Origin of the sequence: Nonomuraea sp. NPDC049504, assembly GCF_040676845.1 — a bacterium.
GTDB lineage: Bacteria > Actinomycetota > Actinomycetes > Streptosporangiales > Streptosporangiaceae > Nonomuraea > Nonomuraea salmonea.
The window spans coordinates 29,129-43,889 of sequence record NZ_JBFAPT010000045.1 but is presented as its reverse complement, the minus strand read 5'-3'; the positions used below and the strand labels follow the sequence as shown (position 1 = coordinate 43,889).

Annotated in this window: 13 protein-coding genes and 3 tRNA genes; 6 read left to right on the top strand and 10 right to left on the bottom strand. The window is 69.4% G+C overall.

Annotation, left to right across the window (positions count from 1 at the left end; all coding sequences use genetic code 11):
• The first annotated feature begins 63 nt into the window (after positions 1-63).
• Positions 64-3,654, top strand: coding sequence for a S8 family serine peptidase (locus AB0K28_RS47710; RefSeq protein ID WP_364384184.1), 3,591 nt, complete (start codon positions 64-66; stop codon positions 3,652-3,654).
• 4 nt (positions 3,655-3,658) lie between these two features.
• Here AB0K28_RS47710 and AB0K28_RS47705 read toward each other — a convergent pair whose 3' ends face one another.
• On the bottom strand, positions 3,659-4,636 hold the full coding sequence (locus AB0K28_RS47705; RefSeq protein WP_364384181.1) for a helix-turn-helix domain-containing protein: 978 nt from the start codon (positions 4,634-4,636) through the stop codon (positions 3,659-3,661).
• A 123-nt stretch (positions 4,637-4,759) separates the two neighbouring features.
• On the opposite strand from AB0K28_RS47705, the gene AB0K28_RS47700 reads away from it, so the two are divergent.
• Positions 4,760-6,790: a cellulose binding domain-containing protein gene (locus AB0K28_RS47700; protein ID WP_364384178.1), complete on the top strand. Its 2,031-nt coding sequence runs from the start codon at positions 4,760-4,762 to the stop codon at positions 6,788-6,790.
• Positions 6,791-7,047: 257 nt separating this feature from the next.
• Here the strand turns inward: AB0K28_RS47700 and AB0K28_RS47695 are convergent, their stop codons facing one another.
• The gene (locus tag AB0K28_RS47695; protein WP_345391454.1) at positions 7,048-7,782 is read right to left on the bottom strand and encodes a phosphotransferase; all 735 of its coding nucleotides are present in this window, start codon (positions 7,780-7,782) and stop codon (positions 7,048-7,050) included.
• A 268-nt stretch (positions 7,783-8,050) separates the two neighbouring features.
• Positions 8,051-8,269: a hypothetical protein gene (locus AB0K28_RS47690; RefSeq protein ID WP_364384175.1), complete on the bottom strand. Its 219-nt coding sequence runs from the start codon at positions 8,267-8,269 to the stop codon at positions 8,051-8,053.
• 67 nt (positions 8,270-8,336) lie between these two features.
• Here AB0K28_RS47690 and AB0K28_RS47685 point away from each other — a divergent pair, with 67 nt between their 5' ends.
• Together AB0K28_RS47685 and AB0K28_RS47680 are read left to right on the top strand one after the other, a co-directional pair.
• Positions 8,337-8,699, top strand: coding sequence for a hypothetical protein (locus AB0K28_RS47685; protein WP_364384172.1), 363 nt, complete (start codon positions 8,337-8,339; stop codon positions 8,697-8,699).
• 41 nt (positions 8,700-8,740) lie between these two features.
• Positions 8,741-9,532 carry a hypothetical protein gene (locus AB0K28_RS47680; RefSeq protein WP_364384169.1) on the top strand — a complete coding sequence of 264 codons (792 nt, stop codon included), beginning with the start codon at positions 8,741-8,743 and terminating at the stop codon, positions 9,530-9,532.
• Here the strand turns inward: AB0K28_RS47680 and AB0K28_RS47675 are convergent.
• Entirely contained in the window at positions 9,513-10,673 is a 1,161-nt protein-coding gene (locus AB0K28_RS47675) for an NADAR family protein (protein WP_364384166.1), read from the bottom strand. The genes AB0K28_RS47680 and AB0K28_RS47675 overlap by 20 nt on opposite strands.
• A 33-nt stretch (positions 10,674-10,706) precedes the next feature.
• A complete protein-coding gene (locus AB0K28_RS47670) occupies positions 10,707-11,585 on the bottom strand; it encodes an alpha/beta hydrolase (protein WP_364384163.1) in 879 nt (292 codons plus the stop codon).
• A gap of 86 nt (positions 11,586-11,671) precedes the next feature.
• Between AB0K28_RS47670 and AB0K28_RS47665 the strand changes: the two genes are divergently transcribed.
• Positions 11,672-12,145: a MarR family transcriptional regulator gene (locus AB0K28_RS47665; protein ID WP_364384160.1), complete on the top strand. Its 474-nt coding sequence runs from the start codon at positions 11,672-11,674 to the stop codon at positions 12,143-12,145.
• A gap of 21 nt (positions 12,146-12,166) precedes the next feature.
• On the opposite strand, the gene AB0K28_RS47660 is transcribed toward AB0K28_RS47665, so the two are convergent.
• From AB0K28_RS47660 to AB0K28_RS47640, 5 genes are all read right to left on the bottom strand, one after another.
• On the bottom strand, positions 12,167-12,346 hold the full coding sequence (locus tag AB0K28_RS47660; protein WP_364384157.1) for a hypothetical protein: 180 nt from the start codon (positions 12,344-12,346) through the stop codon (positions 12,167-12,169).
• Positions 12,347-12,416: 70 nt separating this feature from the next.
• Positions 12,417-12,493 (bottom strand) — tRNA-Phe (locus tag AB0K28_RS47655).
• Positions 12,494-12,498: 5 nt separating this feature from the next.
• Positions 12,499-12,573, bottom strand: a tRNA-Asp gene (locus AB0K28_RS47650).
• 90 nt (positions 12,574-12,663) lie between these two features.
• A tRNA-Glu gene (locus AB0K28_RS47645) sits at positions 12,664-12,736 on the bottom strand.
• Positions 12,737-14,242: a metallophosphoesterase gene (locus AB0K28_RS47640; RefSeq protein WP_364384154.1), complete on the bottom strand. Its 1,506-nt coding sequence runs from the start codon at positions 14,240-14,242 to the stop codon at positions 12,737-12,739.
• Between the two features lie 96 nt (positions 14,243-14,338).
• Here AB0K28_RS47640 and AB0K28_RS47635 point away from each other — a divergent pair, with 96 nt between their 5' ends.
• The gene (locus AB0K28_RS47635; protein WP_345391485.1) at positions 14,339-14,680 is read left to right on the top strand and encodes a metallopeptidase family protein; all 342 of its coding nucleotides are present in this window, start codon (positions 14,339-14,341) and stop codon (positions 14,678-14,680) included.
• Positions 14,681-14,761 lie beyond the last annotated feature (81 nt).

Below are 14,761 nucleotides of genomic sequence, written 5' to 3'. Positions count from 1 at the left end.
TCTGACCGGCAGGATCCCCCATTCTCTTGAACGGGTAAAGCCGCACGAAAGATCGGTTCGTTCATGAGATGGATCCCCCTCTTCGCCGCCACCGGCGTGGGCCTGGCGCTGCTCGCGGCTCCGGCCCAGGCCGCGGAGCCAGGCCAGCCGGGCGGCGGGGAGCAGCACCGGGTGACGTTGATCACCGGTGACGTGGTCACCGTACAGGAGTTCGCCGGCGGGAAGCGCGCCGCGACCGTGAAACCGGCCGAGGGCCGCGAGGACGTCAGGTTCTTCACCCGCGAGGAGAACGGCGACCTGGTCGTCACGCCCGCCGACATGGTGCCGTACCTGTCGCGCGGCCTCGTGGACGAGCGGCTGTTCTCGGTCGGCGAGCTGATCGAGCAGGGCTACGACGACGAGAGCAGCGACGTGCTGCCGCTCATCCTGTCCTACCGCGACGGCGCCGCGAAGGGCGTCACGCTGCGCAGCGTCAACGCCGCCACGATGCGTGCCGACAAGGACGACCTGCCCACGCTGTGGAGCGCGTCGGGCGAGCCGAGGCTGCGCGACGGGCTGGCCAAGGTGTGGCTCGACGGCAAGGTGCACGCGACGCTGGAGCACAGCGTCCCGCAGGTGGGCGCGCCGCAGGCGTGGCAGGACGGGTACGACGGCACGGGCGTCAAGGTCGCCGTGCTGGACACCGGCATCGACGAGAACCACCCCGACGTCACCGGCAAGATCACCGAGACCAGGAACTTCACCGACGACGAATCGGTGAAGGACGAGCACGGCCACGGCACCCACGTCGCCGCGACCGTGGCGGGCACCGGCAACGGCGCGGGCGGGCAGCGCAAGGGCGTGGCCCCTGGCGCGCAGCTGGCCATCGGCAAGGTGCTCGACAAGCGCGGCAGCGGATCCGAGTCGCAGGTGCTGGCCGGCATGGAGTGGGCGGCGCGCGAGAGCGGCGCCGACATCGTCAGCATGAGCCTCGGCGGCGGCGCGACCGACGGCACCGACCCGCTCAGCGTCGCGGTGGACCGGCTGACCGAGGAGACCGGCAGCCTGTTCGTGATCGCGGCGGGCAACGAGGGCGACGACTACACGGTCGGCTCCCCCGGCGCGGCCAGTTCGGCGCTGACCGTCGGCGCCGTGGACGGCGACGACGCGCTCGCCTCCTTCTCCAGCCGGGGCCCGCGCCTGGACGAGGCGATCAAGCCGGACATCACCGCGCCCGGCGTGAACATCACCGCCGCCAGGGCCTCGGGCACCACCCTGGGCACCCCGGTCGACGACCTCTACACCCGGCTCAACGGCACGTCCATGGCCACGCCGCACGTGGCGGGCGCGGCGGCGATCCTCGCCCAGCGCCACCCGGACTGGAAGGCGGGCCGGCTCAAGGACGCCCTGGTGTCCACGGCGAAGACGATCGACGGGCAGACCCCGTTCGAGCAGGGCGGCGGCCGCCTCGACGTGACGCGCGCCCTGCGCCAGACCGTCACCGCCACCGCCTCGCTGAGCCTCGGCATCTTCGAGGACGACGGCACCGCCGTCCCGTCCGGCACGATCACCTACAGCAACGCCGGCGACTCCCCCGCCACGCTGACGCTCACCCGTGCGCTGTCCAACCTGGACGGCACCGCCCCCGGCGACGGCGCGCTGACCCTGTCGGCCACCACCGTCACGATCGAGCCGGGCGCGAGCGCCACCGTGGACCTCCAGGTGGACCTCGCCAAGCTCCAGCACGGCAGGCACGCCGGTTACGTCACCGCCACCACCGCGGACGGCTCCGCGCTCGCGCACACCACGCTGGCGCTGACCAGGCGCGGCAAGATGCACAAGGTCCACTTCACCGCGATCGGCCGCGACGGGCAGCCGTCCCGCGTCCCGGTGATCATGATGTACGGCGCCTCCAGCAGGGACGACGCCTACGGCTACATCCTCGACGAGGCCGAGGGCTGGACGGTCGAGATGCCCGAGGGCACCTACCACACCCAGGCCATCATGGGCGAGACCAGCGACGAGCTGCCCATGGACACCCTGATGGTCTTCCCCGAGCTGCAGCTGCGGCAGGACATGGAGGTCGTGCTCGACGCCAGGACCGCCGTGCCGATCGAGATCAGGACCTCGCAGCCGGTGATCCAGGACGGCATCGCCACCTACTTCACCTACCGCACGTACGGGAACAGGAAGATCGCGCTCGGCGCGATGAACTTCCCGTCCGTCGAGGGCCTGGCCGTCACCCCGACGGCGCCGGTCAAGAACGGCACGTTCGAGTTCGCCTCACGCTGGCAGCTCGCCGCGCCCCGGGTGAGCGCCCGGCTCGGCCGCGACGACCTGGTGGTCAGGCCGACGATCAGGTCTCCCGAGATCTCCGGCACGCAGCACTGGAAGCTCGCCGACGGCGACGCGGGCGGCAAGCTCAAGGGCAAGGCCGCGGTCATCACCAGCACCTCGTTCGGCGACTGGTCGAGCAAGATCGACGGCCTCAAGGCGGCCGGCGCGGTGGCGGTGATCGTGGTCGGCCCCGACGGGCGCGCGATGTGGCAGCCGTGGAACCCCACCGGCGCCCGCGACCCGCTGCCCACCCTGATGATCACCCACGACCGCGGCCAGGCGCTGCTCGACCGGGTGCGCAAGGGCGGCGGCACGCTGCAGGTGACGGGCCGCTTCCAGACCCCGTACCTGTACGAGGTCATGCAGGTCTCCCAGGGCCACGTGCCCCAGAAGATCGTCCATGACGTGAACTGGCGCAACACCGCCCTCGTCGACTCCCACTACCAGGAGTCGGGCGGCGAGCGGTACGGCAAGGACCAGCGCTTCGGCTGGCGGCCCTGGCAGCAGTACAGCCTCGACAACCAGATGGAGACCCAGCGCTACCTGCCGACCGGCAACCGCAGGGCCGAGTACGTCAGCTCGGGCGACACCCAATGGCAGCACATCGTGCAGCACATGCTCACCTGGGAGTCCAACTCGCGGCTGCGTGGCGGGCTGACCGACGTGCCCCGGACGTACCGGGCCGGCGAGACGGTCAGGGAGACCTGGTTCGCGCCGGTCGTCCGGCCGGTCGCGCAGAGCGCGAGCCGCACGGGTGACGTGCTGAGCGTCGAGGCGCCCGAGTTCGTGGACGCCGCCGGGCACATCGGGTACGCCGGCGGCAGCGGCGACAAGGACACCACCGCCGCCCGCTTTTACCGCGACGGCAAGCTGGAGGAGGAGCGCGCGACGCTGAGCGGCACCTACCCGGCCGCCGAGCAGGACGCCGAGTACCGCTTGGAGCTGTCCACCACCCGCACCTCCGAGAACTGGCGCTACGCCACGGCGACCGAGTCGGCGTGGACGTTCAGGTCGGGCCGCGCCGAGGGCACCAAGGAGCTGCCGCTGCTCGGCGTGGACTACACGATCCCCGCCGACCTCGAAGGCAGGGTGCCGAGGACGCTCCCGGTCCCGCTCGGCTTCACCGCCAAGGGGGCGAAGACGCTGAGCGCCGAGCTGTCGTACGACGACGGCAAGACCTGGAAGCGCATCCCGGTGCTGCCGCTCGGCCAGGGCCGCTACTCCGGCCTCGTCGCGCACAAGCGCACCGACACCGGCGTCTCGCTGCGGGTCACCGTGACGGGCGACCGGGGCAGCCGGTTCGAGCAGACCGTGACCAGGGCGTACGGCGTGCGCTGACCGATCACAACCAGTGCTCGCGGGCCGCATGCCAGGCAAGTTGCATCCTGGTCTGCGCGCCCGCGAGCCGCATGAGGTGGTAGACGCGGCGCTGCACCGTACGCAGGCTGAGCCCGAGCTGGCTCGCGATCGTCTTCTCCGGCACGCCGGCCACCAGCAGTGACAGCAGATAGAGCTCGTCGGCGTCCAGGGGGCACGACCCGGTGTCGGCCACCTGGCCGTCCTCCGAGAACCTGATGGGCGTCGCCCGCTCCCACTGCGCCTCGAACAGCGCGATCAGCGCCTCCAGCAGGCTGCTGTCGCGCACCAGCGCGGCCGTCAGCTCCGTCATCCCGCCGACGTGCTGGACCAGCGGCAGCAGCGCGGTCTCCCGGTCCGCGATCATCATCCGCACCGGCAGCGTCCGTACGGCGCGGGCCTGCTCGCCGAGCTTGATCCCGTACGCCACGTTGGCGACCATGCCGGGCTCCTCCAGCAGGGCCCGCTCGTAGATGACCCGGTAACCCACGCCCCTGCCGAGCGCCTGCAGCTCCTCGTCGTTGTCCTGCGACGGCATCACCACGTGGCCGGCGCGGCAGAAGTACAGGACCTCCTCGCGGGCGCTGTCCTGGAGGTGGCGTACCTGCTCGCGCAGCGCGGCCCGGCTCGGCAGCACCTCGATCAGGCGGTGGGCGTCGCGCCTGCGGGCGCTCGCGCGATACTCCTCCGAGAGCTGCTCGATCGCCTGGCGGGCCCAGTCGATGGCCTCCTGGCCGCGTACGAGCCGGGGTCCCAGCGCCACCTCGGGCGCCACGGGCGCGAACCTGCCCGGCGCCGCCTCTCTGACCAGCCCCGATTCGCGCATCCCGGCCAGCGCGCGGGCCGTCTCCGCCTCCCCGGCGCCCAGCTCGGCGGCCAAACCCGGGGTGTCGGCCTCGCCTGCTCGTACGAGTGCCCGGTAGACCCGTTCCTCCAGTTCGTCCAGCCCCGCAGCCTTCAACATGCCGTCCATCATGGCATCCGGGACATTTCGTGAAAGTTTCAGCTGCGATTGACGGGCGCGCGGCGAGCCGCTGATGATCGCACTGCTTTCCCGGTGTCCCCTTCCCAGCATGAGGTGCGCCCGATGCCGAAAGTCCCGTTACGAGCCGCGCTGGCCGTCCTGCTGACGCTGACCGCGCTCAACGCCCCTGCGACCGCGTACGCGGCCGACGACGAACCCGTGGCCGTGACCGTCAACGCCCGCGCGGGCCTGGCCGCCGTCCCCGAGACGGGCATCGGCACCAACCACGCCATCTGGGACACGAACCTGGGCACGAACGCCACCGCCGACCTGCTCAAGGACGCCGGCGTGAAGCTGCTGCGCTATCCCGGCGGCTCCTACTCCGACATCTACCACTGGGCCGACCACACCGCCCCCGGCGGCTACGTGGCGCCGAACACCGACTTCGACACGTTCATGGCCGGCGTACGCAGGACCGGCGCGCAGCCCATGGTCACCGCCAACTACGGCACCGGCACCGCCGAGGAGGCCGCCGCCTGGGTCCGCTACGCCAACGTCACCAAGCGCTACGGCGTCAAGCTGTGGGAGATCGGCAACGAGAACTACGGCAACGGCCACTACGGCGCCGCCTGGGAGGCCGACGACCACGAGGACAAGAGCCCGCACGAGTACGCCCGGCACGTCGTCGCCTACTCCGACGCGATGAAGGCCGTGGACCCGACCATCAAGATCGGCGCGGTGCTGACCACCCCCGCCAACTGGCCGGACGCCATCGTGGCCGAGGGCGACACCGGCTCGTGGAACCAGGTCGTCCTGTCCACCGCCGGCTCGAAGATCGACTTCGTGATCCTGCACTGGTATCCGGGCGCCCTCGACAAGACCGGCCACGTCCCCGACATCATCCAGCTCACCCGCGAGCAGATCGCCGCGTACGCGGGGCCCGGCGCCGAGCGCATCGGCATTGCGATGACCGAGTTCAACACGGGGTCGAGCAGCAACGGCACCAACACCCAGCCGGGCGCGCTGGCCGCCGCCGACGCGTACGCGACGCTGCTGGCCGGCGGCGTGTTCACGGTGGACTGGTGGAACGTGCACAACGGCATCGGCGAGGTCACCGAGGTCGCGGGACACACCGACTACGGCGACTTCGGCCTGCTGTCCAGCGCCGGCTGCACCGCCGACGGCAGCGTCTGCGAGCCGCCGCTCAACACGCCCTTCGCGCCCTATTACGCGCTGCAGATGGTCGGCACGTTCGCCAGGCCGGGCGACCAGTTCATCCGCGCCGCCGCCTCCAGGCCCGACGTCCAGGCCCACGCCGCCCGGCGGCCCAACGGCGACCTCGCCGTCCTGCTGCTCAACACCTCGGCCGACACGTCGTACCCGGTCGAACTCGACTACACCGGCTTCTCCCCCGCGGCCGGCGCCCCCACCGTGCTGAGCCACACCAACGGCGCCACCGCCATCACCACCGGCTCGACCGGCAGCGCGACCGCGCAGACGCTCCCGCCGCTCTCGATGACCACCGTCATCCTGCGGCCCGCGAAGCCGCAGGCCGCCCGCCCCGGCACGCCTGGCCGGCCGAAGCTCACCGCCGTCACGGACACCACCGCCACGATCACCTGGCCCGCCGTCCCCGGCGTCGCCAAGTACGAGCTGGTCCGCCAGCACGGCGCCGTCACCGAGCAGCTCGGCGAGACCTCCGGCACCAAACTGACCGTACGCAACCTTGAGCCCGGCACCCGCTACACCGTGAACGTGCTCGCCCGCACCCACGCCGGCGCCCAATCTCACCCGTCCCTCCCGCTCACCTTCACCACCGGCACCCCGGCGACCAGCACGTGCAGCGTGAAGCTGACCGTCCAGTCCGACTGGGCCAGCGGCTACGTCGGCGCCCTCGACGTCACCAACCACGGCGCCCCGCTCGACGGCTGGACCCTCTCCTTCACCTGGCCACGCACCTGGCAGAGCTTCGGGAGCGGGTGGAGCGCCGTGTGGACGGAGGACGGCGGCCAGGTCCGCGCCGTCAACGAGCCCGCCAACCCGGCGCTCGGAACGGGGGCCACGGCGTCGATCGGCTTCGTCGGCAACTACACCGGCCCGAACGTCCTGCCCCGCGTCTTCACCCTGAACGGCACGACCTGCACCCTCCGCTGACCCTGGTCGGGCAGCCGGGCCCGCCCCACATCGGGCCCGGCTTCCCTCAGACGTCGGGGTTGTCGAGGAAACCCGACCTGACGCAGGTGTCGCTCCGCGGCTGGATCCGGCGCCGCCGCCTCGAACACAGCCGGCGCGCCCTGACCGACCCCGCACTCGCCACGCTTCCGGTGAGCGTCATCGCCGCCCGCTCGGGCTTCACCAGCGAAGCCCGGCTGTTCCGCCACGTCTCCGGAGTGTCCCGGCCACCTATCGCGTCAGATCGCCCGCACCTCGGCGAGCCGCTTGACCGAGTAGTCGTCATCCCAGCAGACCGCGGCCTCCCACGCCGCCGACGCCTGACAGGCGACGTCGTACGCGTGCTCATCGAGCCCGGCGGCATTGTCTGGCAGCACCAGATCAAGCTCAGGCACATCGACATGCGCCTCATCCCAGTCGATCAAGGTAACCCGATCTCCACTGATGAGGACATTGCCCACATTATTGGGATCACCATGCACCACACACGTGGCCCGCCCCGCCAACCGCGCCCAGGCCGCCCGGCACCGAGCAACGGCCTCCGCCGGCATCTCCCGCAGATCGACCTTCGTCCCGCTCTCGGCGTGCAGCAGGTCTGTAGACGACCGCCACCCCGGCCGCTGCGGCCATTCGGCCGTCAACCGATGCACCTCCCGAAGCACCTCAGCCACCCGCCGCCAGTCATCCGTCGTCTCAGGCGCCCGGCCCTCCACGTAGGACATCACCACGAGCCCATCCACGAACAACCGCCCGTCCATGGTCGGGACGGGCACCGGCACACTCAACCCCGCCCGATCGAGATGAACCAGCAGCTCAGTCTCCCAGGCAAGATCATCGTCACTCCGGCTACCAAGCCGCCCCACCGCGAGCCGCCCATCAACGCGCACGCTCCACACGTCGTTGGCGACGCCTCGTGTGAACGGCTCAACCCGGCGAACGTCCGTACCCCACTGCTCAAGCGCTTCCCATCCCATCGCCGCATCCTAGCCAGCCTCGGTACGTTGGCCGCGTGCTTGACGGGTGGCCGCCATCGGACCGGCGGGCCGGGCCGCTGCTGCCGCAGGTCCGATGGCTGCTGGGCAGCAAGGACGCTTGGACCCGGGGCCGCGCCGCGCACGCCGTCCGGGCGATCAGCGGTGAGCCGGACCTCGTCATGCCCGTCCTGCTAAAGATCATCCAGCCGTTGGGCGAGGACCGGTCGCTTCCGGTGATGCGGGCCGCCGTACGCAGACCTTTGTGGCGTCATGACCTGCGCGGTCTCAGCAAATCTCCACCCTGTCGAATGTCGCGAACGGATGCGCCTGGCTTCTTCACCTTGGCGTAGGGCTGCAGGGCACTGGTGAAGCCCAGTTCGACCACCTTGAGGCAGTCCTCCGCCTGCGCGGTCTGCGCATTCGCGGAGGCCGTACCGGCGTTACCGCAGCTCAGCACGCCTGCAAACCGACGGTTGACAATCGTCAAGACTTATTGCCAAGATCGACATCAACTCCGGGCCGGAGCGCCCGGCTCCCCCACGCGAAGAGGGTCGATGAGGAAACTCGCGATTGCCGGCATCACTCTGATCACGTCATTCTCCGCACTCACCGTCACCCCCGCGGAAGCGCAGATGGTCGACCGGAATCTCATCACGTTCTGGGAGCACGACGACTACAAAGGCGCACGCAAAGACGTCACCTGCGTCACCCAGGTCCGTGACGACCTGGGCGCACTGGAAAACCAGGCCAGCTCCATGGCCAACGCCTCCTACTCGGGCATCGACCTTTACAGCGGCGACAACCTGACCGGTGTCAGGTATTACGCCGCCCCGCGCAGCAACGACAGCGACTTCACCAACAACGGGTTCGACAACACCGTCGAATCTCTGCGTTTCAGGACCGTTCCCTGCGCCTGAGCACCGCACGATGGGCGCGGGGTTGCGCGCTGCTGGCGCTGATGTCCGCCGCCGCGTGCGCGGCCCCCGCCCCGCAGGCGCCCGCGCCGCCCGTCATCGATCCGTCCGTCGAGGCACGGGCACTCCGCCTGCCCTTCGACGCCTACAAGCGCACTGAGGCCGACATCGAACGCGCCGAACGCGCCGTGGACGTCCTGACCAGCGTGTGTCTGAAGCAGAAGGGGTACGACCGGACGCCCCTGCCCGCGATCCCCGTGGTCGAGGCCCCCAACCGCCGCCGCTACGGCGTCATCGAGCCCGTCGTGGCCGAGCAGGCCGGCTACCAGGCCCCGTACACCACCGCCGAGAAGGAACGCGAACGCGCGGACCGCGCCCGCGGCGGCCCCCGCACCAGGACGGAGCAGTCGGCGGCCAACGACTGCATCCAGCGGAGCACGGCCCGCGTCTACGTCACCGCCGCCGACTCCCCTCTCCTGACCCGCCTGGAACGGGAGATCTTCGAACAGACCCGGACGAAGGACGCCCGCGTCAGGTCGGCGTTCGAAGCCTGGCGATCGTGCCTGCGCGCCCGCGGCCAGAAGGACTACCCCGACCCGCTCGCCGCGGCCGCCGACGAGCGCTGGCAGGACCCGAGCACGTCCCAAACCGAAACCGCCGCCGCGGTGGCCGACGTCGCCTGTAAGGAACAGACGAATCTCGTCACCATCTGGTCCGGCGCGGAACGAGAACTGCAGACCACCGCCCTGAAAGAGCACACCACCGAATTCACCGCCATCCGCCAGGCCCTCGAAAGAGAACGCACCGAGGCCGCCCTCATCGTCCAGGACGCTTGACCCACCACTGGGCCGTACGGAAGCCGATGCGGTCGGCCACGAGTTCGGCGCGGACCAGTTCGAGGAGCCGGCCCAGCCAATTGCGTCCGGCGGCGTCGGTGATGTCCCAGAATTCCGAGGTGGCGTGCGCGTAATGGATTCTTCCGTCGCCCGTGGCCAGGAGAATCTCGGCCAGATCCGGATGCTGGGCGAACTTCGCGCGCAGCAGGTCGGCCATCACCAGGAGACGCACGTCCGGCCAGTGCGGCCGCCGTTCAGCTGCGACCGCGATGTCGTGCGCCTCCCTGGCGTTCGGTGCCGTACGGATGCGTTCGCGCGCGGCTTCGTCGTCCGTGGACAAGGCCCAGTAGGCATGCTCGACCGTCGGATAGACGGCATCGGCGACTTTGATCGAGGCGGGGAATTCGTTGCGCAGCCCGTGCGCACGCGGGTACATCGGACGGCCGTAGGTGAGCATCACGGTCGGCGACTGAGCTTCGGCCTCCCGCCTTGCGGCCACGTCCTGATCAGGTCGCCGCCACTCCGCGAAGTACTGGAATGCAGCTCGCCGGCCTTCTTCGGTGACGGCGCCGTCATCGTCCAATGCCTCACTGCCGTCCTCGAACGCGAAATAGACGTCCTCGTCCCATGTCTCACCCACTTCCGAGGCGAGCACGCGCAGCGGAAGGTCACGGGCGTCCATGTCGCCGAGTGCGTAGACGCGAAGATGCGCCGGAATGGCCGCGTAGGCGGTGCGCAGCGCGAGCCGGTCGGCCTCCGTACGCGAATCGACGTAGCGCAGCGCCGCCGAGATGCACCGATCCGTGGAATCGGGACGCCCGTTCAACCGCTCGATCGCATCGGCGACCTCCCCGAGCAGTTCCTCGGCTGTGATCCAGGCATTGACCTGGTCGAAGCGCCAGCTCGCCAGATGGTGAACGCTCGCCCTGGCTCCTTCGTCGAAAGTCGTCGCCACCCAGCCCGACTCGAGTTTCGCGCGAAGCCCGTCAAGGTCGCCCCACTCCCAGTAATAGATGGCACCGTCCGCGAAGACCTTGAGTTCGCTCAGGTAGTGGGTGTCGCCGTTCCGAATGAAAACCGGCCGGAAGACTCCCTCGATGCGCTCACCATCGACGACGCGATAGGTTCGATTCCCCATCATCCGCGTCATCCTAGGCCCGCCGCACTTGTACGGTCAGACGCCCTCGATGAAGTCGAGGAACGCCTTCGCCAGCGCCTCAGGGGCCTCCATCGCGACGTAGTGGCCCACACCGTCGAGGTGCACGGACCTGATCTCGGTAGACGCGGCCTGGGACATGGTGTCCGCCGTGAAGGGCCCGCCGCGGGCGCCGACCGCCAGCACGGGCGTCCGCAGCCCGGGAGCCGCCGCGAGGGCCCTGATCTCCGAGCCTTCCCGCAGCATCGACCGGTAGAGGCCGATCGCGCCGCGCCAGCCGTCCGGCCGGGCGTAGGCGCGGGCGAACTCGTCGAGGTCGGCGTCGGTGAACGCGCCAGGGGTGGCGGTCATGGCGGGGAACGCGTACCGGCCGAGGAACTCGCGCTCGCGGCCGGCCAGCAGCAGCTCGGGGATGCCGGGTGCGGCGAGTGCCCCGATGTGCCAGGCGCCGCCGCGGGTGACGTCGGCCAGCGTTTCCAGGCCGAACCCGGCCAGACCCATCTCGATGGCGGTGAGGCTGAGCACGTCGTCGGGGTGCGTGGTGGCCAGGCGGAAGACGGTCGCGCCGCTGATGTCCTGTCCCGTGAGATGGACCGGGCCGACGCCGAGGTGCTCGATCAGCAGGTGGAGGTCTTCGGCCGCGGTCGCGCTGTCGTACTCGCCCGGCCCGTTGTCCGAGTCGCCGAACCCGCGCAGATCGACGGCGAAGACCCGGTGATCGGCCGCGAGCAGAGGGAGGAGCTTGTGAAAGGTCCACCAGGTCTCGGGAAACCCGTGGACCAGCAGGATCGGGGAGCCACTGGTGCCGGCGGCGACGTAGTGCAGCGTGGTCCCGTTGACCGCGACGCGGTGATGGGTGACGTCCGGCAGCGTGGCGCCGGCTGGCGTGACGGTCATGGCTCTCCTCAAATAGACAGGCAAGGTGTCGAATATTAGACACCTAGACTGTCCTTTGTCCAAACGGGTGCCGTAGGCTTCTCCCCATGTCTCGCTCTGGCGCCGATCTCGCCTTGCTGCTGCTGGGAGGCTTCCGCACACTGGTGGACGCCGCGATCGCCGAGCTGGCCCGGCGCGGCCACGAGGACGTGCGCCCCGTCCACGACTTCGCCATGCGAGCCATCGCCGCCGGCGCCGACAGTGCCTCAGAGCTGGGCCGCCGCCTGTCCATCTCCAAGCAGTCGGCGGCGAGGACCATCGCGGTCCTGCAGGAACGCGGCTACGTCGCCCGCGACACCGACCCGAACGACGCCCGCCGCAAACGCCTCCAGGTGACCCCGCTGGGCTTCGAGGTCCTGCACCAGGGAGAAGCGATCTTCGACGAGCTACGCGACCAGTGGGCCCGTCAGATCGGCGCCGCCGAACTGGAAGCCTTCGAAGCCCACCTGACAACGCTGGTGGGCAAACAGCCCGTACGCTTCGACACCCCCGGCTGGATCACCCACGACCTCGGCGGCTGACAGCCTCAGGTCACCACCGGCTCAGGTCACCACCGGCTCCGGCAGCTCGGCCCGCCCCGCGAGGTACGGCAGCGCATCCGCTGCCGCTTCCGGCTGGAGCTTTCGGAGCATGAGGCTCTCCGGCAGCGCAGGATTGACCGCCAGGCCCGACAACGCGTTCGCCGCCTCGCCCTTCTCGAGGATCTTCTCCGAGTGACGCATGGCGCTGCTGTCAGTGCAATCAAAAAGCCCCGAACGATGATCCGTTCGGGGCGTTCTGGCTGTTCGAAGCTGGTGGTCAGGGGCAGGGTCGAACTGCCGACCTTCCGCTTTTCAGGCGGACGCTCGTACCAACTGAGCTACCTGACCCAGAGCGGTCCTGACGGGACTTGAACCCGCGACCTCCACCTTGACAGGGTGGCGAGCACTCCAAACTGCTCTACAGGACCTTGCGTTTCTTGCTGTTTGCGCTCGCTTAGCTTACCAGCTCTTCGGTGGTCTTGAGACCAGCCGTTTCGCGGTGCGCTAGGCGCTCGCAGTGCCCCCAACGGGATTCGAACCCGTGCCGCCGCCTTGAAAGGGCGGTGTCCTAGGCCGCTAGACGATGGGGGCTCAGGATTCCCTGTCGCCTTCCGTCGGAGACCTCTGAAGCATAGGGGACGATTGCCCCTGATGCCAAAGTGGCGGACCGGCGGTCGATGACCCGGTGCCTGTGATCGTTCCCGTTGGCGACGGGGCGTTCGTTGGCTCCGGGGAAATCATACGTTGCGGGTCGGGCTCCACGTGACGCTGGATGTACACCGACTGCTCGCCGAGCCCGCCGAGCGTGATGTCGTCCCAGGCCCGCAGGCGTCTGGTCTCCTTGTCGAAGTACAGGACGGACGCCTGGACGGGGGTGGGCTGGGCGTGTTCGAGCGCGCGCAGGCCGGCGCCGCCGGTGGAGCCCTGGATGAGGATGCGGGTGCCGGTCGGGAGCATGTTCGTGCGGCGGGCGTGGGTGTGCCCGGACAGGATCATGGGGGTGAGGCCGGTGAAGCCGCGGGCGACGTCGGGGTCGTGTACGGCGATCAGGTCGGGTTTGCCCACCTTGCCGAGGTGGGCTCGGGCGAATTCGCCGAGTGCCTGGGGGTTCGAGTAGGCGTCGGTGGTCTTGTCCGGGGTGAAGCGGGGGTCGCCGAGGCCGTAGATGGTCAGGCCGGCGACCTCCTTGCTGCTGTCGTCGAGGACGATGGCGTTCTTCTGCTTGGCCACGGCCTTCTGGGTCGTCATCGAGTCGTGGTTGCCGCGTACGTACACGTACGGGACCTTGAGCCCGCTGATCTCGTCCACGAACTTGTTCTCCGCCTTGGTGCCGTGGTCGGAGATGTCGCCCGTGTCGATGATCATGTCGACGGCGAACTGGTCCTTGAGCGAGCGGATGACGTTCCAGGCGATGGGGTTGATGTGGATGTCGCTGACGTGCAGAACCCTGATGGTCTTGGGGTCGGCCTCGTACAGGGGCAGGGTGGAGACCGTTTCGTAGAGCTTCGAGACGTTCGTCACGAGTTTGGTGAGCTGCGACCGATACGACTCGAAACGCGTCACGATCGACTCCGCGCTGCCGACCAGCGACGGCGCCGCGGCCACCAGACCCGAGTAGCGCGGCTCCACGAGCGAGTTGGGGCGGAACGTGAGGACCGCCAGCACTCCCGTGGCGGAAAGGGCCACAGAGGCCGCCAGAAGGCCCATCAGGGCCACTCTGGGGCGCCGATGGACGAGCAGGACGGCGACGAGGGCCCCGGCCCCCGCACACAGCAGTGAGCGGACGAGGAGGGCGCGCACGCCGCCGAGGAGATCCTCCTCGATGATCCCAGGCAGGCGGTCGGCCAGCCGGGGGTCCTCGATGAGGGCCTTGGCGCGCTCCTGGTCGATGTTCTCGAGCGTGATGCGCAACCGCAGGGGCGCACTGTGGGTGCGGAAGGTGAGGGTGCCGAGCGGGCTGGCGTCCACGACGGTCTCGCCGTGCCAGGCGGGACGCAGGGACATCCCGGTCTCCACCGGGCCCACCTGCGTGGTCACGGTGCCGCTGAGGAAGATCCCGAGCCACGCGCCCACCGCGGCCACGAAGAGGACGACCACGGCCTTTGCGGCTCGTGACCGGAGAATGACCTTTGACCTCTGCACGAACTTCATACAGATTCTTGCTTACCTGAACGACGGGGCAGAATGGCAAGTGTGATCGAGGTATCGCGGCAGAGATTCGAGGAACTCGTGGCCGAGGCATTGGACACGATCCCCACCGACCTCACCCGTGCCATGAGCAACGTCGTCGTCACCGTCGTCGATGATGCGCCTGAGCCTGATCTGCTCGGCCTGTACACCGGGGTCCCCCTCACCGAACGCGGCGACTGGTACTCAGCGGTTCTGCCCGACCGGATAGAGATCTACCGCAATCCGATATGTGAGATTTGCGACTCGGAACAGGACGTGATCGACGAGGTCCGCATCACGGTCATCCATGAAGTCGGGCATCACTTCGGCATCGATGACGCCCGCCTTCACGAATTGGGCTGGTAACCCTTTGCTTTTGGTTGGCTGCTTCCGGTTGCGGCAGACGGGCTCGGTCGGGCACCTTAGGTGACATAGCGAACACCCTGA